The 17,265-nt window shown below is 60.5% G+C and carries 17 protein-coding genes and 2 tRNA genes; 18 read left to right on the forward strand and 1 reads right to left on the reverse strand.

What is annotated here, in order from left to right; translation table 11 throughout:
- The first annotated feature begins 11 nt into the window (after positions 1-11).
- The 6 genes from DXD94_RS05735 (at position 12) to DXD94_RS05760 (ending at position 6,190) form a co-directional block, all read left to right on the forward strand.
- Entirely contained in the window at positions 12-458 is a 447-nt protein-coding gene (locus DXD94_RS05735; protein WP_117734276.1) for a pyridoxamine 5'-phosphate oxidase family protein, read from the forward strand.
- A 176-nt stretch (positions 459-634) separates the two neighbouring features.
- A complete protein-coding gene (locus tag DXD94_RS05740) occupies positions 635-1,045 on the forward strand; it encodes a pyridoxamine 5'-phosphate oxidase family protein (protein WP_117743817.1) in 411 nt (136 codons plus the stop codon).
- A 259-nt stretch (positions 1,046-1,304) separates the two neighbouring features.
- On the forward strand, positions 1,305-2,375 hold the full coding sequence (argC, locus tag DXD94_RS05745) for an N-acetyl-gamma-glutamyl-phosphate reductase (protein WP_117763495.1): 1,071 nt from the start codon (positions 1,305-1,307) through the stop codon (positions 2,373-2,375).
- 134 nt (positions 2,376-2,509) lie between these two features.
- Positions 2,510-3,775 carry a bifunctional glutamate N-acetyltransferase/amino-acid acetyltransferase ArgJ gene (gene argJ, locus DXD94_RS05750; RefSeq protein ID WP_199568400.1) on the forward strand — a complete coding sequence of 422 codons (1,266 nt, stop codon included), beginning with the start codon at positions 2,510-2,512 and terminating at the stop codon, positions 3,773-3,775.
- 81 nt (positions 3,776-3,856) lie between these two features.
- A complete protein-coding gene (gene argB, locus DXD94_RS05755) occupies positions 3,857-4,837 on the forward strand; it encodes an acetylglutamate kinase (protein ID WP_117763497.1) in 981 nt (326 codons plus the stop codon).
- 69 nt (positions 4,838-4,906) lie between these two features.
- Positions 4,907-6,190 (forward strand): aminotransferase class III-fold pyridoxal phosphate-dependent enzyme, encoded by a 1,284-nt coding sequence (locus tag DXD94_RS05760; RefSeq protein WP_117763498.1) that lies wholly within the window; start codon positions 4,907-4,909, stop codon positions 6,188-6,190.
- A 796-nt stretch (positions 6,191-6,986) separates the two neighbouring features.
- On the opposite strand, the gene DXD94_RS05765 is transcribed toward DXD94_RS05760, so the two are convergent.
- Positions 6,987-7,062, reverse strand: a tRNA-Val gene (locus DXD94_RS05765).
- A gap of 187 nt (positions 7,063-7,249) precedes the next feature.
- Here DXD94_RS05765 and asnB point away from each other — a divergent pair.
- The 12 genes from asnB to greA all read left to right on the forward strand — a co-directional run bounded on the left by asnB (position 7,250) and on the right by greA (position 17,246).
- A complete protein-coding gene (asnB, locus tag DXD94_RS05770) occupies positions 7,250-9,130 on the forward strand; it encodes an asparagine synthase (glutamine-hydrolyzing) (RefSeq protein WP_117763499.1) in 1,881 nt (626 codons plus the stop codon).
- A gap of 112 nt (positions 9,131-9,242) precedes the next feature.
- On the forward strand, positions 9,243-10,805 hold the full coding sequence (locus DXD94_RS05775) for a Mur ligase family protein (protein ID WP_117763500.1): 1,563 nt from the start codon (positions 9,243-9,245) through the stop codon (positions 10,803-10,805).
- A 107-nt stretch (positions 10,806-10,912) separates the two neighbouring features.
- Positions 10,913-11,824, forward strand: a complete 912-nt coding sequence (locus DXD94_RS05780) for an HAD family hydrolase (protein ID WP_117763501.1) — start codon at positions 10,913-10,915, stop codon at positions 11,822-11,824.
- 51 nt (positions 11,825-11,875) lie between these two features.
- On the forward strand, positions 11,876-12,760 hold the full coding sequence (gene murI / locus DXD94_RS05785) for a glutamate racemase (protein ID WP_117763502.1): 885 nt from the start codon (positions 11,876-11,878) through the stop codon (positions 12,758-12,760).
- 55 nt (positions 12,761-12,815) lie between these two features.
- Positions 12,816-13,541 carry a ribonuclease PH gene (gene rph, locus DXD94_RS05790; protein WP_117763503.1) on the forward strand — a complete coding sequence of 242 codons (726 nt, stop codon included), beginning with the start codon at positions 12,816-12,818 and terminating at the stop codon, positions 13,539-13,541.
- 143 nt (positions 13,542-13,684) lie between these two features.
- A complete protein-coding gene (rdgB, locus tag DXD94_RS05795; protein ID WP_117734287.1) occupies positions 13,685-14,326 on the forward strand; it encodes an RdgB/HAM1 family non-canonical purine NTP pyrophosphatase in 642 nt (213 codons plus the stop codon).
- A gap of 3 nt (positions 14,327-14,329) precedes the next feature.
- Positions 14,330-14,776, forward strand: coding sequence for a D-aminoacyl-tRNA deacylase (dtd, locus tag DXD94_RS05800; protein WP_117734288.1), 447 nt, complete (start codon positions 14,330-14,332; stop codon positions 14,774-14,776).
- 183 nt (positions 14,777-14,959) lie between these two features.
- Positions 14,960-15,256 carry a Veg family protein gene (locus DXD94_RS05805; protein ID WP_006234957.1) on the forward strand — a complete coding sequence of 99 codons (297 nt, stop codon included), beginning with the start codon at positions 14,960-14,962 and terminating at the stop codon, positions 15,254-15,256.
- 2 nt (positions 15,257-15,258) lie between these two features.
- Positions 15,259-16,155 (forward strand): 4-(cytidine 5'-diphospho)-2-C-methyl-D-erythritol kinase, encoded by an 897-nt coding sequence (ispE, locus tag DXD94_RS05810; RefSeq protein WP_233540327.1) that lies wholly within the window; start codon positions 15,259-15,261, stop codon positions 16,153-16,155.
- Positions 16,156-16,204: 49 nt separating this feature from the next.
- Positions 16,205-16,281, forward strand: a tRNA-Pro gene (locus tag DXD94_RS05815).
- Between the two features lie 112 nt (positions 16,282-16,393).
- A complete protein-coding gene (tatA, locus tag DXD94_RS05820; protein WP_022094895.1) occupies positions 16,394-16,669 on the forward strand; it encodes a twin-arginine translocase TatA/TatE family subunit in 276 nt (91 codons plus the stop codon).
- 106 nt (positions 16,670-16,775) lie between these two features.
- Positions 16,776-17,246, forward strand: coding sequence for a transcription elongation factor GreA (greA, locus tag DXD94_RS05825; protein WP_006234960.1), 471 nt, complete (start codon positions 16,776-16,778; stop codon positions 17,244-17,246).
- Positions 17,247-17,265: the final 19 nt, after the last annotated feature.

Here is a 17,265-nt window from a genome sequence, read left to right on the forward strand (position 1 = left end):
AAGGGGTCCCTATGACCGACAACGACCGCACGGCTCAGCTTGAGCGCGCCTGTTTGTATCTCAGGCGCATTCCGGCGTGGTATCTGGCCACGACCGATGTGGCCGACGGACATCAGCCCCGCGTGAGGCCGTTTTCGTTTGCCATGGTCGATGACGGCAAACTGTGGTTTTGCACGTCGCGCGACAAGGATGTGTGGGCGGAGCTGAGTGCGAATCCCAAGTTCGAGCTCTCGGGCTGGAAGCCGGGGGAATGTTGGATCGTATTGACCGGCGAGGCCGCACTTGAGGACGACGCAGTTGCGAGCGACAAGGTGCGTCAAGCGGGTTTTAAGCACATGGTGGGCATCGGCGAGGAACACGAGAGTGCCAACGACGGCCGCCTTGCTTTCTTTTCGGTCCGCAACATTGCCGCGCGCTTCTGCGATATCGACGGCAGCGAGGAGCGCCTGGAGCTCTAGCTCACACAAACCAGGCTTCCGGGGTAGTTAATTTGGGACGGGGCTATTTTAGCTACCCCCATATGCCAGTTGACAATTATCCTGGCCAACTAATTCATTGGCAGTTAAGGGATAGCTAAAATAGCCCCGTCCCAAATTAACTACCCATCTCAAATTAGCTAGTGGCAGGAGGAACCGTGGACGGATTGAATACGGTGTTGGAGTATCTAACGTCGGTGCCGGCGTGGTATCTGGCGACGAGTGTGGACGGGCAGCCGCATGTGCGTCCGTTCTCGTTTGCACAGATTCAGGACGGCAAGCTGTGGTTTGTAACGGCGCGTACTAAAGATGTGTGGCAAGAGCTGCTGCAAAATCAGCGTTTTGAGGCCACGAGTTGGTGGCCGGGCCATGGTTGGTTGATCTTGCGCGGGCGTGCGGGTCTGGATGACCAGGCCGCTCCCGATATGCGCGAGGCAGGATGGAAACATCTTGAGCGCTTGAGCGAGCACTATGAGGGGCCTAACGACCCCACGCTCGTCTTCTTTAGCGTCGAGGATCCCGAGGCGTATATCTGCAACCACGATGAATGGGTGCCGGTCGAGCTGTAGTCAGGCTAGCTCATCTTAACAACTTAGTATCCGCATGGGCGGGCCCCGTATTGCCCGGCGCCGTAAGGAGTGCCGGTCAATACGGGGCCCGCTCCAATTTGTCAATTCCTTCAAGCAAATATGTCGGGCGTGTTTCAATGCATGAAGACGCAAACTATTTACGTAAATATGTATTCTCTGGTGCTAAAGTTTCAAACCACTTCATAACGACGACTGCGGAATGCGCATCGGTGCCTACATCGCAGACAAGGAGTCTGAAATGTCTTTGAAGGTTGGAATCGTCGGTGCGGCGGGATACGCCGGAGCCGAGCTTATTCGCCTCATTCTCGGCCATCCCGAGTTTGAGCTTGTTGCCATTACGTCCAACGCCGATGCTGGCCAGCCGCTGTCCGCGGTGTACCCGAGCTTTGCTGGCATAAGCGATCTGGTTTTTACCACGCATGACGCCCCCGAGCTCAAGAGCTGCGATGCGGTCTTTCTTGCCGTGCCGCACACTGCCGCCATGGCACAGGTGCCTGCGCTGCTCGCCGCGGGTGTCTCCTGCTTTGACCTTTCGGCCGATTATCGCCTGAGCGACCCGTCCGTCTTTGAGATATGGTATGCCGCCGAGCACACGAGCCCCGAGCTGCTCAAGACCCGTGCCTTTGGTCTGCCCGAGCTGTTCTGCCAGGACCTGGAGGCCGCCGCATCCGACCATGCCGACGGCAAGCCCGTGCTGGTCGCCTGCGCCGGTTGCTATCCCACCGCAACGAGCCTTGCCGCCGCGCCCGCCGTGCGCGCCGGCTGGGTTGCCCAGAGTGGCCCCGTGATCGTTGACGCTATCAGCGGTGTGACGGGTGCCGGTAAGTCCTGTAACGCCCGTACGCATTTTTGCAGCGCGGACGAAAACCTGGAGGCCTATGGCGTGGGCAAGCACCGTCACACGCCCGAAATTGAGCAGATCTTGGGCCTAACCGATCGCGTCGTCTTTACCCCGCACCTGGCACCGCTCAAGCGCGGTCTACTCTCTACGGTAACGATGCCGCTTACGCCACAGGCTATCGATACCTTGACCCTTGAGGACGTTGTCGACCATTACAAGCAGTTCTACGCCGGTCGCACCTTCGTGCGTGTATTCGATGCCGGTCAGCAGCCCAAGACGGCTTCGGTCGTCGGCACCAACGCCGCCCAGATCGGCCTCGCGCTCAACAAGCGCGCGGGCGTGCTGGTGGCGACGGGCGCCATCGACAATCTGTGTAAGGGTGCAGCAGGCCAGGCGGTCCAGTGCGCCAATATCGTCTTTGGTTTTGACGAGCGACGAGGCTTGCCCACAGTGGCGTGCCCGGTGTAGCACATTCGATTGTTAACGATTTGGTAGTCGGGCATCGAGTGGGGCGCCACTCTTAAGCTGGTTTCATGATCACGACTGGCATGGCGCACCAACCGATGTCCGTTTTTTGTTTGACATAAGGAGTCATAAAGACGATGAATACCGAGCTGTTTGATATCAAGATTCGCGCTATCGAGGGTGGCGTTACGGCTGCGGCTGGTTTTAAAGCCGCAGGCATCCACGCTGGGTTCCGCAAGAATCCCGAGCGCCTGGATTACGCCCTCGTCGTGCCCGATAAACCCTGTCCCGGTGCCGGCGTGTTTACCACCAATCGCTTTTGCGCGGCGCCCGTGCAGGTGAGCCGTGCCAACCTGGGCGGTGCCGACAAGGGCTACGGCATCATCGCCGGCGTTTCGGTCAACTCTGGCAATGCCAACGCCGCCACGGGTGAGACCGGCCTTGCATGCGCGCGCGAGACGTGCAGCATCGCATCGCAGGTCATCGGCTGCGAGCCCCAGCAGATTCTAGTTGCCTCAACGGGTGTGATTGGCCAGATTCTGCCGATCGACACGTTTGAGACCGCCATTCCTGCTGCCTACGAGGCGCTCTCCGCCCACGGTGGCGCCGATGCCGCTCGCGCCATCATGACGACCGACACGCACTCTAAGGAGTACGCCGTGTCCTACGTCAGTGAGGCTGCGGGTCATGAGGACAATGTCTATACGGTAGGAGGAATGTGCAAGGGCTCGGGCATGATCATGCCCAACATGGCCACCATGATCGCGGTCATCACTACCGATGCCCCCGTTGAGCCGGCGGCACTTCATGCCCTGCTGCTCTCGACCGTCAAGCAGACCTTTAACAAGGTAACGGTCGATTCCGACACCTCGACCAACGACACCTGCATCATGCTTGCCTCCGGCGCCGCCGCAGATGCCGAGCCTATCGTCGAGGGCTCCGATGCCTTTGACGAGTTGGCATTTGCCGTGCACGAGGTGTGCGAGAGCCTGGCGCGCAACATCGCCGCCGACGGCGAGGGCGCATCCAAGCTCGTGACGGTCAACGTTACCGGCGCCGTGAACGACGAGGAGGCCGATATCGCCGCCCGTGCCGTTGCCAACTCGCCCCTCGTTAAGACTTGCATCGCCGGCCACGATTGCAACTGGGGCCGCGTTGCCATGGCGCTCGGCAAGTGCGGCGTGCGGTTTGACCAGGAAGACGTTTCAATCGACATGATGGGTATGCCCGTTTGCCGCGATGGCCTGACTGTTCCCTTTGACGAGGACGAGGCCTTGCGACGTTTCGAGGCGCCCGAGATCGTAATCTCGGCCGACCTGGGCGCAGGCGACGCGGCAACGACCGTGTGGACCTGCGACCTCACGCATGAGTACATCTCCATCAACGGCGACTACCGTTCCTAGATTCCGGGCACGCTGCGCATCTTGCCGCGATTGCGGACAGCGGAGCACGGCGCGATAACGATACGAAAGACGAGGCAGATTATGAAATTCGCACGCGATTGTCGTTCGAGCGAATCCAACGAAGTTACCGCTCAGCTGCTGTTCGAGGCGCTGCCGTGGATTAAGAACCTGACCGGTAAGACGGTCGTTATCAAGTACGGCGGCGCCGCCATGGTCGACGAGCAGCTGCGTCGTGACGTGATGAGCGACATCGTCCTGCTCAAGATCATCGGCATGCGCCCTGTTATCGTGCACGGTGGCGGCAAGGCCATCAACGAGGCGCTCAGCCACTATGACATCCCCGTCGAGTTTAAGAACGGCCAGCGTGTGACCACGCCTGCCACCATGGATATCGTGCGTGAGGTGCTGGGCGGTAAGGTCAACCAGGAGCTGGTCGCGGCGCTCAACCACCATGGCAACCTGGCCGTGGGCGTGTCGGGCAGCGACGCCGGTACCCTTATCGCCGAGCCACTCGACCCAGAGCTCGGCCGCGTAGGCAAGGTCACGCACGTCAACACCGACTATATCGAGCGTTTGCTCGACAGCGAGTACATTCCCGTTATCGCCACGGTCGCGGCGGGGGAGGACGGTGGCTTCTTCAACATCAACGCCGATACCGCCGCCGGTGCCGTTGCGGCAGCGCTCCACGCGCACAAGGCGATTTTCTTGACCGACGTCGACGGCCTGTACAAGGACTTTAGCGACAAGGACTCGCTTATCTCCAACCTAACGCTCGACGAGGTTAACGAAATGCTCTACGGCGGCGAGGTCGATAAGGGCATGATTCCCAAGCTGCGTGCGGCCGTCGATGCGCTTACCGGCGGCGTATTTCGTGCCCACATCATTAACGGTACTACGCCGCATTCGCTGCTCCTGGAGCTGCTGACCGATGCCGGCGTCGGCACCGTGATCCATTCCACCGAGACGGCTTACGAGTTCGATACACATCCGCATCCGCTTTCGACGTTTGCTGCGCGTCTGACCGAGAACCTCGACGAGGTCGAGAAGCTTCAGACGGTCTAGCTGACCCGCAGCCGCCCCATTCCTGCACCCATAGGTCTGCGCCGTCCGGCGCTCAACGAAAGGCATCCCATGTCACTTGCAGCTCAGCAATCGCTTGAATCCCATTACGTTATGCATACCTTTGGCCGCTCTCCGGTCGAGTTTGTCGAGGGTCACGGCATGAAGCTCACCGGCGACGATGGCCGTGAGTACCTCGACTTTCTTGCCGGCATCGGCGTGTGCAGCCTAGGTCATGGCGACCCGGCTGTGCTCTCGGCGCTCGAGGCACAGACCAAAAAGCTCATGCATGTCTCCAATTACTTCTACATCGAGCAGCGCGGGCAGGTCGCGGCGCTGCTGTCCAAGCTTGCTAACGACGACGTAGATGGTGCGCGCGTGCTTGCCGATGCCATTGTCGCCGGCGATGAGACCACGGCAGCTGCTCTTGGTGCCCCGGCTGCGGATGAGCAGGTTTGGGAGACCTTCTTTGCCAACTCTGGCGCCGAGGCCAACGAGGGCTCGATGAAGCTCGCGCGCCTGTACGCCAAGCGTGCCGGTAATGGCGGCAACACCATCGTGTGCATGCGCGGTGGCTTCCACGGCCGTACGCTCGAGACCATTGCCGCCACCATGCAGGATTGGCTGCAGGATAGTTTCCGCCCGCTGCCGGGTGGCTTTGTGGCCTGCACGCCCAACGATGTCGATGAACTGCGTGCAATCTTTGAGCAGCTGGGGAGCGAAATTTGTGCCGTGATGCTCGAGCCGATCCAGGGTGAGAGTGGCGTGCACCCCATGACCGAGGAGTTTATGGCGGCGGCGCGCGACCTAGCACACGAAGTGGGCGCCGTGCTTATCGCCGACGAGGTCCAGTGCGGTCTGTTCCGCTCCGGCAAACCGTTCGCTTACCAGACCTATGGCGTGGAGCCCGACATCATGAGTCTTGCCAAGGGCATCGCCGACGGCGTTCCTATGGGCGCCGTGGTGGCAAAGAAAGAGATCGCCGACGTGTTTAAGCCCGGCGATCACGGTTCGACCTTTGGCGGTAGCTGCTTGGCCATCGCGGCGTGCGCCGCGACGCTCTCCGCGCTCGTGCGCGGCGATTATGCCGACCATGCTGCCAAGGTAGGCGCCTATATGGAGGCAAAGCTCGCCAAGTTACCGCACGTTACCGAGGTGCGCGGTCGCGGCTTGATGCTCGGCTGCGACTTGGATGACGCAGCAGGCGATGCGCATGATATTGTTGCCCGCGCGTTGGCCGCCGGTGCCGTGATTAACGCTACGGGTGCCCATACGCTGCGTTTCCTGCCGCCGCTCGTCTGCGAGGAAGCCGACGTGGATGGTCTGATCGAGATTCTGTCGGGTGTCTTGGGCTAACGCGGCGCAATAACTCAATTTGGACCGGGTTCCGGACTGCGGGTGTGCCATATGCGGCACGATTCAACGGTCTGGAGCCCGTTTTGCCTTAGATTTGCTAAGGCAGGGAGACCTGCTGGTCAAAAAACATCAAATATGAGTAATGTTACCGATTTGGTAGCAGCAATTTTGGACTAATAAGGCCAGATAGCAAGTCGAAATGGCGATGAATGCACGATTTTGATCCAATTGTTAGTCCCTATAATGGACATATGTTGCATAACTTAAGCAAAAACTATCTTTTTATATGTTGCAAACAAAGTAGCAGTACTCATATTTGCCGTTTTTTGACCACAGCCTTTGTGACAGACGTGCTGGCGGGTTCGAATCCCATGCGCTGGGCCCAAAAAAGAAAGGCTCCCATTGCTGGGAGCCTATCAAATCAGTGGTGGGTGATGAGGGATGTCCGCGTGCGGCTTCGCCGCCCGCTTCCGCTTCGGGCCTACGGCCCTCGCGTGCTGCGCCGGAAAACGCTTCGCGTTTCCTCAGCTCCGCACCCTGTCGGGTTCGAATCCCTCTGCGATGGGCCCAAAAAAGAAAGGCCCCCATTGCTGGGAGCCTATCAAATCAGTGGTGGGCGATGAGGGATGTCGCGTGCGGCTTCGCCGCCCGCTTCCGCTTCGGGCCTGCGGCCCTCGCGTGCTGCGCTGGAAAACGCTTACGCGTTTCCTCAGCTCCGCACCCTTGCGGGTTCGAATCCCTCTGCGATGGGCCTGAAAAAGGAAAGGCCCCCATAGCTGGGAGCCTATCAAATCGGTGGTGGGCGATGAGGGATTCGAACCCCCAGCCTTGTGCGTGTAAAGCACCTGCGCTAACCGTTGCGCCAATCGCCCGTGCGGAGAGAGTATAGCAAAACAATCGCCTCATTCACCTCATATCCATTAAAGGTAACTGGCGCGTGTCACAGCGGAGCTGATTCAGTTGAGATTGCCTGAACATTCCGCCCCTCTTTACGCCCTCGGGTATACTCAAAAGCTACTGATTCGATTTGATGCCCAGCAACAGCAGAGGGGATAGTATATGTGCGGTTTTGTCGGTTTTGTCGGTGGGACGGATAACCAATCCGAGGTGCTCACCAAGATGATGGACCGCATCGTCCATCGCGGTCCCGACATGGGCGGTCAGTTTATCGACGGCCGCGTTGCCCTCGGCTTCCGCCGCCTGTCGATCCTCGACCTGACCGAGGCTGGCGCCCAACCCATGGCCAACGAGGACGGTAGCGTCGTCATTGTCTTCAACGGCGAGATCTACAACTTCCAAGAACTCCGTTCTGAGCTCGAGGCCAAGGGCTACAAGTTCCACTGCGGCGCCGACACCGAGAGCCTCCTGCACGGCTACGAGGAGTGGGGCGAGGCCGTTCTCGATCGCCTGCGCGGTATGTACGCCTTCGTCATCTGGGACAAAAAGAAGAACAAGCTTTTTGGCGCCCGCGACATCTTTGGCATCAAGCCGCTCTACTACTATCCCATGGCCGATGCGGGCGACGGCGCTCCGGGCGTGCTCTTTGGTTCCGAGATCAAGAGCTTCCTGGACTACCCGCACTTCCACAAGGCGGTCAACAAAAAGGCTCTGCGTCCGTACATGACGCTGCAGTATTCGGCAACCGAGGAGACCTTCTTCGAGGGTGTCTACAAGCTGCCGCCGGCGCACTACTTTACCGTCGATATCCCGACCGGCAAGATGAACATCGAGCGCTACTGGGATTGCGATTACTCTGCCGTCGAGAAGCCGTTCGAAGAGTATGTCGATGAGCTGGACGAAGTCGTGCACGAGAGCGTCGAGGCCCATCGCATCGCCGACGTCAAGGTCGCGTCGTTCCTCTCCGGTGGCGTCGACTCCAGCTACATCGCCGCTTGCCTCATGCCCGACAAGACCTTCTCGGTGGGCTTTGACTACAAGAACTTCAACGAGACCAACTACGCCAAGGAGCTTTCCGATAAGCTCGGCGTCGAAAACGTTCGCAAGATGATTACCGCCGACGAGTTCTTCGGTGCGCTCGAGGACATCCAGTATCACATGGACGAGCCGCAGTCCAACCTGTCTTCCGTGCCGCTGTGGTTCTTGGCCGAGATGGCCCGCAAGGACGTCACCGTCGTGCTTTCGGGCGAAGGCGCCGACGAGCTCTTTGGCGGCTACGCCTACTACGAGGACACGGTCCCGGTGCGCAAGTACAAAAAGATGGTGCCGCTGCCCATCCGTCGCGCGCTCGGTAACCTGGCGCTGCATATGCCGTACTTCAAGGGACATAACTTCCTGGTCAAGGGTGCCGAGATCCCCGAGAAGTCGTTCCTGGGACAGGCTCTGGTATGGCCGGAGCGCGAGGTCGACGGCGTGCTCAAGCCCGAGTACAACACCGGCGATGGCGCCTTCGAGCTTGCCGCTCCCATCTATGCGCGCGTGAAGGGTCAGCCCGAGCTGGTCAAGAAGCAGTACCTGGACATGAACATGTGGCTCCCGGGCGACATTCTGCTCAAGGCCGACAAGATGTGCATGGCGCACTCGCTGGAGCTGCGCGTGCCCTTCCTGGACCGCAAAGTCATGGAGTTCGCCGAGCACATTCCCGACCGCTACCGCATCAACGAGAACGGCAACAAACAGGTACTCCGCCACGCTGCCAACAAGTCGCTGCCCGATGAGTGGGCCACCCGTCCCAAGGTGGGCTTCCCGGTGCCGATTATCTACTGGCTGCGCGAGCAAAAGTGGTACGACTATGTCAAGGAGTACTTCACCGCGCCGTGGGCAAGCGAGTTCTTCGATACCGACGAGCTCATGCACCTACTCGATCTGCACTTTGCGGGCAAGGGCGATTTCCAGCGCAAGATCTATACGCCGCTCGTGTTCTTGGTGTGGTACAAGCGCTTCTTTATCGACGAGGACCAGCCCACTGTTCAGGCTGCCTAGCCTCGGCTTACGAACGCCTGCGCGTAACGGCTCCTCCGGGAGCCGTTTTTGCGTGGGTGCGTTTCAGTTACTATAAAAACCGTCCCTGCCAAATGGCTGAGAAAGGTGAAAGATGCACCATTCGGATTCCGCGACCGTGACCACGGTCGATACGCTTGCCAAGCTTCTCGATGTGTGCGGCGAGCTGCGCGCATCAGAGCAGGTTGACGAGCGTGCCGTGACCGGCTGCTCGTTTGATTCGCGCGCGGTCTCGGCAGGTGACGTGTTCTTCTGCAAAGGTGCTGCCTTTAAGCCCGCGTTTTTGAGCATGGCGCTCGATGCTGGCGCCGTCGCATTTGTGTGCGAGGAGTCGCTGGTCGAGTCTCTGGAGCCGCTGGCGAAGGAGAGCGGTGCTGCGATGCTGGTTGTTGATAGCGTCCGCACGGCCATGGCCCTGTTGCCGCCGGAGGTCTACGACCGTCCCGACCACGACGTCAAGATCGTGGGCATCACCGGCACCAAGGGAAAGACCACGGCCGCTTTTATGCTCCAGTCCATCATCAAGGCGGCGGGCGAGTCTTGCGGCATGATCGGCTCGGTGAGTACCGACGATGGTATCGAGTGCTACGAGAGCACCAATACTACGCCCGAGGCCCCCGAGGTCTGGCGCCATATCGCCAACTGCCGCACGTCCGGTCGCCAGTCCATGGTCATGGAGGTCTCGAGCCAGGCGCTCAAGTACCAGCGCGTCGAGAACCTGCCGTTTGACGTGGCGTGCTTCCTCAACATCGGCCGCGACCACATCTCGCCGATCGAGCACCCGACCTTCGAGGATTATTTTGAGAGCAAACTCAGGATCTTTGACCAGGCAAAGACCGCCGTGGTGAATCTGGGCACCGAAGAGGTCGACCGTGTGCTGGAGGCAGCGTCGACGGCCGAGCGCTTGGTGACCGTTGGCGTCGAGCATCCCGAGGCAAGCCTGTGGGCGAGCGACGTACGCATGGTCGGCTTTAGCATCGAGTTCAACTTGCATGGCCTGTGTGCCGACGAGTCCGAGGCGGGGGAGAAGGTCCTGCTGGGTATCGCGGGAGACTTTAACGTGGAGAACGCGCTGGTCGCTATCGCCGCTGCGCGCGAGATCGGCATCGGTATCGATGCCATCAAGAAGGGCCTCTCCAAACTGCGTGTGCCGGGCCGCATGGAGGTCGTGGAGTCGAAGGACGGCCGCGTGATTTGTGTCGTTGACTACGCGCACAACCAGCTTTCGTTCCGCTCGCTTTTCTCGTCGGTGAAGCGCGCGTTTCCCGTCAGCCCGGTCATCGCAGTGTTTGGTGCTGCCGGCGGCAAGGCGCAGGAGCGCCGCGAGCAGCTTCCGCGCGAGGCCGCACCATATTCCGACCTGATGATCTTTGCCAACGAGGACCCGGCTCACGAGGACCCGATGAAGGTCTGTCGCGAGCTTGCCGAACATGTTCCCGACGATACGCCGAACAAGATTATCCTCGATCGCGAAGCCGCTGTGCATGCGGCGTTCAAGGCGGCGCGCGAGGAGTACGTCAACCCCGATGCTCCCACCATTGTTTTGCTGCTGGCAAAGGGTGACGAGGAGCTCATGCACGTGGGCGACGAGTTCGTGCCCATCGAGAGCGACCTTTCACTGGCCAATCGCCTGATCGATGTTACCCAGTTTGACTAATGAACCATGATGGCGGCGGCGCCCTGAGTGCGCTGTCGCCATAAGCGTGTTCCCCCGATCAAAACATGCCGTCCAAGTCCAAACCCTTCTACGTAAACGGAGTAACCATGTCCCACAACACCCTGCCGACCGTTGCCGAGCTTTCGGGCGAGATGCGCGAGCGCTTGGCCAAGGTTAAGTACGTCTTTACCGACCTGGACGCCACCATGCTCGCGCCCGGCTCGTGCGTGCTGCGCGACAACGACGGCAACCCCTCGACCAAACTCGTCGAGGCTGTCGTGGCGCTCGCTCGCGCTGGTATTCAGGTGGTTCCCACCTCGGGCCGCAACCGTACCATGATCCACGAGGACGCGCGCGTGCTCGGCCTCAACTCCTACATTGGTGAGATGGGCGGCCTGGTCATGTACGACCTCAAAGCCAACGATTGGGAGTATCTGACCGGCGACATGCCTTACGACCCCGCCTGCGGCCTTACTCCGCACCAGGTGATCGAGCAGACCGGCGTGTGCGAGAAGATCCTTGCTCGCTGGCCGCACAAGATCGAGTACCACAACGACATGTCGACCGGCTACAAATACCGTGAGGTCACCGTCGGCATGCGTGGCGACATTCCCGATGATGAGGCCCAGGCCATTCTCGACGAGGCCGGCTGCGGTCTGGTCTGGGCCTGCAATGGCCACCTGACGCATCTGTCCAAGCCGACGACGCTCGAGCTCGATCGCGTCGAGGACGGTCGCGCCTTTAACATCAACCCGGCGGGTCTCGACAAGGGCGTGGCGGTCGCGCGCTTCTGCGAGCACCTAGGGATCGAGCGCGAGGAGACGCTCGCGCTCGGCGACTCCGAGTCCGACTTCTACATGGCCGATCACGTGGGCACGTTCTGCCTGGTCGAGAATGGTCTGACCAGCGCTGGCGCGCCCGAGTTCCTGGACGCCTGCGACAACGCCTTTGTCACCCGCGGCAAGATTGTCGACGGCTGGGTGGCAACGGCTGAGTTGCTCGTTGCGGCCCGTTCATAGCACGGCGCATCACGCGTTGCCGCATTTTTCGAGAGAGAATCTGGTGAGGTAATGTCCGATATCGAGAATCTGGTCGGGGACACGCGCCCCATCGGCGTGTTCGACTCGGGCCTGGGCGGCCTGACGGTCGCACGGGCAATTGCCACGGCGCTTCCGCACGAGTCTGTTTACTACTTTGGCGATACTAAGCGCTGCCCTTACGGCACTCGCACCGAGGATGAGGTGCGCTCGTTTGCGCTGCAGGCGGGGCGCTGGCTTTCGAGGCACGACGTCAAGATTATGGTCATCGCCTGCAACACGGCAACGGCCGCGGCGTTGCGTCTGGCCCAGCAGGTGCTCGACGTTCCTGTGATCGGCGTGATCGCGCCGGGCGCGCGTGCGGCCATCAACAGCACCCGCACGCGCCGCGTGGGCGTGCTCGCCACTAACCTCACCATCCGTTCGGGTGCCTACACGCGCGCCATCCAAGACCTGGATGCCGGCGTGGACGTGTACGGCTGCCCTGCCTCGAGCTTCGTCGAGGTCGTTGAGCACGAGCTCGCCTCGGGCGCGCATCTGCAGGAGCAGTGGCTCGAGAACGAGGACATCTTCGATACGCCTGCCGTGCGTGCGCTGGTGGGCGCCACGGTTGAGCCGCTGCGCGACCACGGTATCGATACCGTGGTGCTCGGCTGCACGCATTTTCCGCTGTTGGTGGGACCTATCCGCCATGCGCTGGGGCCTGGGGTGCGTGTGGTGAGTTCCGCCGAGGAGACCACGAGCGAGCTGACCGATATCCTCACGCGCCGCGAGCAGCTGGCGGGCGACGCCGCCGAGCCGCAGCATCGTTTTGCCACGACGGCCGATAACATTGCTGAGTTTGCGGTGGCGGGCAGCTTTATCTTTGGACAGCCGCTCAAGAGCATAGAACATATCGATATCGATGAGCTGAAATAGATGTAAGGTCACCGACCAAAGGCTCGCTTTCACCTTTTGCCGAAAGGATATTTCTATGGAGTACATGCAGGTCAACCGCGCCAACGGCCGCGCCGCCGATGAGCTGCGCCCCGTTAAGCTCACCCGTGGCGTCATGAAGCACGCCCACGGCTCGTGTTTGGCCGAGTTCGGCGACACGCACGTGCTGTGCGCCGCTACTATCGAGGAGGGCGTGCCGGGCTGGCGCAAGGGCGCCAAGGCCGGTTGGGTAACGGCGGAGTACGCCATGCTACCGGCATCGACCGGCAAGCGCTGCAAGCGCGAGCACGCCAACCGCAAAGGCCGCTCCATGGAGATCGAGCGCCTCATTGGCCGTAGCCTGCGTACCGTCGTCAACATGAAGGCGCTCGGCGAGTACACCGTCACCGTCGACTGCGACGTGATCCAGGCCGATGGTGGTACACGTACGGCAAGCATTACCGGCGCCTGGGTGGCGCTGCACGACGCCCTCGCCATGTGGGTCGAGGCAGGCAAGATCGAGCGCATCCCGCTTACCGGCCAGGTGGCTGCCATCTCCATGGGCGTTGTCGACGGCAATACGCTGCTTGACCTCGATTATTCCGAGGACAGCCATGCCGAGGTCGACATGAACCTCGTCGCCACCGACACCGGTGAGATGATCGAGCTCCAGGGCACCGGCGAGCAGGCGCCCTTCGACCGCAAACGCCTCAACGCCCTGCTCGACCTGGGCGACAAGGGTATCGCCGAGCTCATCGAGCTCCAGCGCCAAGCCCTCGCCTAACCAGCCAAAAAGGGACAGGTTTATTTTGGTAGGTTTTATCTGCGGAGACGTCTAGACACAAGACTGCCGTTGATTGAGAGGGGAGAGGCAGAGGCCCTCGTTGCCCTCGGCGCGGCATTGCTATAGAGACAAGGAGACCACTCATGGCACTTGAGAAGATCGACATCGACACCCTCGACCCGGCGGCGACCATCGTCGTGGCAACAGGAAACGCTCATAAGCTCACCGAGATCGAGGCCATTTTGGGCAAGGTCATGCCCGAGGTGCGCTTTGTGGCGCTCGGCCAGCTGGGCGATTTTGAGGACCCTGAGGAAAACGGCACGACGTTTTTGGAGAACGCCATCATCAAGGCGCAGGCTGCCGTCGAAGAGACGGGGCTCATGGCCATTGCCGACGATTCGGGCCTGGTCGTTGACGCGCTGGACGGTGAGCCCGGTGTGTATAGCGCGCGCTACGCGGGCGTTCACGGCGACGATGCCGCCAACAATGCCAAGCTGCTCGTTAACCTGGAAGGCGTGGCGGACGAGGACCGCACCGCGCGCTTTATGAGCGTCGTTGCGCTTATCGACACGGACGGTTTGGTCACCTATGGTGAGGGCGCCTGCGAGGGCGTTATCGCACACGAGGGTCGCGGCGATCACGGCTTTGGCTACGACCCGCTGTTCCTGCCGGTCGACACGCCGGGCAAGACCATGGCTGAGCTGACGGCGGACGAGAAGAACGCCGTCAGCCATCGTTTCCACGCGCTTGAGCATCTGTCCGCCAAACTGACGGGCGAGGAGTAGGCTGTGCGTGCGGTGGTGCAGCGCGTGCTCAACGCCGGCGTGACGGTCGACGGCGAGTGCGTGGGCAAAATTGGGCGCGGCTATCTGGTGCTGCTGGGCGTGGGCCACGGCGACACGCGCGCCGAGGCCGATAAGCTGTGGGGCAAGCTCCGGGGCTTGCGCATTAACGAGGACGAGAACGGCAAGACCAACCTGGCACTTGCCGATGTCGACGGCGAGGTGCTCGTGGTGTCGCAGTTCACGCTGTTCGCCGATTGCCGTCACGGCCGCCGCCCATCGTTTACGGATGCCGGCGCGCCCGATGTCGCCAACGAGCTTTACGAGTACTTTTTGACGCTCGTTGCCCAAGATGTCGAGCACGTGGCACATGGCATCTTTGGCGCCGACATGAAGGTCGACCTGGTCAACGATGGCCCGTTCACCATCGTCCTGGACACGGACAACCTTTAGGTTACTCGGTTTTACCAAACCGCGTAACAACTGGTCATGCGAGGTTGTCGTCTGGTACGTATTTGGGACGGGGCTTATTTAGCTACTTGCGTGTGGTGGCAGCAGGGTGCTATAGTATTAGAGTTTTGTCTATCTTAGGGGTATTATCCCCTTTTTGAATTGCACCTTCTGGAGGCCCTGTTCATGGAAGAGATGGAAGTCAATCACGTCGACGACATCCACGAGAAGCTGACCGATATGGTGGGCGATCGCGTCAAGGTTAAGGCCAACATGGGCCGCACCCGCGTCGTCGAGCGCATGGGCACCATCAAGAGCGTCCACCCCGCCGTCTTTATCGTCGAGGTTGACGAGCGTCGCGGCCGCAAGTCGCGTCAGTCTTATCAGTATATCGATGTCCTCACCGGTCAGGTTGAGCTGTTCGACCCCGAGAGCGGCGAGCATATCTTTACCCCGCTCGGCAATCAGCTCGAGGAGCATTAACGGTGACCGATCGGTCCCTGACTCTTTCCGCGCCGGCAAAGATTAACCTCTACCTGGGGGTTCATACCGAGCGCGATGACCGCGGCTACCACAGGGTCGATTCCCTGATGGCAGCCGTCGGTCTTTCCGATACCGTGACGGTCACGCCGGCACAGGCGCTGACCGTCCAGACGGTTCCGGCATCAGATTTTCCCATGCAAAAGAATACGGCGTATCGGGCTGCGGTTGCTATGGCCGAGCATTATGGTCGCGAGGCAAACATCTACGTGACGATTGAGAAGCACATTCCATTGTGCGCCGGCTTGGGCGGCCCCTCGACGGATGCGGCCGCGGTCATTGTCGCCTTGGCGGAGCTCTGGGGAATTGACCGCACCGATTCCGCGCTCGACGATATTGCGCGGGGCATTGGTGCTGACGTCCCGTTCTTTTTGCACGCGAGCCCTGCGTTCTACGTGGGTGGGGGAGACGTGCTGGCAACCGAGTACCCCGTGCTGCCCGCGACACCCGTCGTGCTGGTCAAGCCGCGGGAGGCGAGCGTTTCGACAATTGAAGCCTATCGACGTTTTGACGAGGCCCCGGTGCCTGCGGACAAGCCCGGCGCGATGGCTTCTGCCTTGCGTGCTGGTGATGCCGAGACGGCATATGCGCTCATCCATAACAACCTGGGTGTCATTTCCGCACAGATGGAGCCGCAGATTCAAACGGTTCTCGATTGGCTGCATAAACAGGACGGCGCCGTTGCTGTAGATGTGTGCGGATCGGGCGCCTGCTCGTTTGCCATTTGCGACACCGCCGCCACGGCCGGAAGGCTTGCCGGCGCTGCCCAGCAAAATGGCTGGTGGGCCTGCGCAACGGAGCTCATTTCCAACACGGTTCAGATCGACGCGCCAAAGAAATAAAAAATTCTCTAGCACGTGGCGGAAATCTTTGTTACTATAGTCGAGCTAACGGGTTGTGGCTCAGTTTGGTAGAGCACTGCGTTCGGGACGCAGGGGTCGCTGGTTCAAATCCAGTCAACCCGACCAGAGCATGAGGAGGGACCGCTTCTTGCGGTCCCTTTTTTTAGCTATTGTTGTGATACCGCGATACCCGCGGTATACTCATTCGAGCTTGTCTCGCTGTATTGTGGAGGTCTACATGTTTGGACTGAGGGCTCCTGAGCTCATCATCATTCTCGTCGTTGTCCTGATCATCTTCGGGCCTAAGAACCTGCCGAAGCTCGGCAAGTCCCTCGGCTCTACCGTCAAGAATATCCGCGAGGGTATGGAGGGCGACGATAAGGCCGAGACCAAGCAGGCCGAGGAGGTCGTGGTCGAGCAGTCCGAGGAGGACAAGGAGATCGCTGAGCTCGAGGCCAAGCTCGCTGCTGCCAAGAAGAAGCAGGCAGAGGACAGCGACGCGGACGCAGAGTAGTCCCATCCCTTTGGGGTGAGCACCTGACCGGCTTGCCCGCAGGCTAGCCGGTCTTTTTTGTTTTGTTGACAGTTGATTGTTTGATCAGAGTTGGGGAGATATCCGTATGGACGCAAGCCAGATCGTACTGACCGCTGAGGGCCGCCAGAAGCTCGTCGAGGAGCTCGCTTGGCGTGAGGGCGATTACGCCAAGGAGATCGTCGAGGACATCAAGGAAGCCCGCGCGTTCGGCGACCTTTCGGAGAACTCCGAGTACGATGCCGCCAAGGACAAGCAGGCCCAGAACGCCGCTCGTATTGCCGAGATCCAGGCCATCCTCGCCAACGCTCAGGTTGCTGCCACCACGGGCGATCTGACCGTCTCCATCGGTTCCACCGTTTCTCTGATTGATCCCAACGGTGAGGTCATGGAAGTCACGCTCGTCGGTACCACCGAGACCAACTCGCTCGAGCACAAGATTTCCAACGAGTCTCCGGTTGGCCATGCCATCATCGGTCACGGCGAGGGCGACTCCGTCGAGGTCGTTACGCCTTCCGGCAAGACTCGCGTCTACACCATCGCCAAGATCGCACGCTAGACCACGGTCCCGCGTAAAG

The organism is Collinsella sp. TM10-22 (assembly GCF_003466125.1).
Taxonomy (GTDB): Bacteria; Actinomycetota; Coriobacteriia; order Coriobacteriales; family Coriobacteriaceae; genus Collinsella.

Coding starts and splice junctions, on each gene's coding strand:
- tatA (WP_022094895.1), top strand. CDS start 16,394: ATGTTTGGACTGAGGGCTCCTGAGCTCATCATCATTCTCGTCGTTGTC.
- greA (WP_006234960.1), top strand. CDS start 16,776: ATGGACGCAAGCCAGATCGTACTGACCGCTGAGGGCCGCCAGAAGCTC.
- argJ (WP_199568400.1), top strand. CDS start 2,510: ATGAATACCGAGCTGTTTGATATCAAGATTCGCGCTATCGAGGGTGGC.
- argB (WP_117763497.1), top strand. CDS start 3,857: ATGAAATTCGCACGCGATTGTCGTTCGAGCGAATCCAACGAAGTTACC.
- murI (WP_117763502.1), top strand. CDS start 11,876: ATGTCCGATATCGAGAATCTGGTCGGGGACACGCGCCCCATCGGCGTG.
- DXD94_RS05780 (WP_117763501.1), top strand. CDS start 10,913: ATGTCCCACAACACCCTGCCGACCGTTGCCGAGCTTTCGGGCGAGATG.
- argC (WP_117763495.1), top strand. CDS start 1,305: ATGTCTTTGAAGGTTGGAATCGTCGGTGCGGCGGGATACGCCGGAGCC.
- DXD94_RS05760 (WP_117763498.1), top strand. CDS start 4,907: ATGTCACTTGCAGCTCAGCAATCGCTTGAATCCCATTACGTTATGCAT.
- rph (WP_117763503.1), top strand. CDS start 12,816: ATGGAGTACATGCAGGTCAACCGCGCCAACGGCCGCGCCGCCGATGAG.
- DXD94_RS05735 (WP_117734276.1), top strand. CDS start 12: ATGACCGACAACGACCGCACGGCTCAGCTTGAGCGCGCCTGTTTGTAT.
- rdgB (WP_117734287.1), top strand. CDS start 13,685: ATGGCACTTGAGAAGATCGACATCGACACCCTCGACCCGGCGGCGACC.
- asnB (WP_117763499.1), top strand. CDS start 7,250: ATGTGCGGTTTTGTCGGTTTTGTCGGTGGGACGGATAACCAATCCGAG.
- DXD94_RS05805 (WP_006234957.1), top strand. CDS start 14,960: ATGGAAGAGATGGAAGTCAATCACGTCGACGACATCCACGAGAAGCTG.
- DXD94_RS05775 (WP_117763500.1), top strand. CDS start 9,243: ATGCACCATTCGGATTCCGCGACCGTGACCACGGTCGATACGCTTGCC.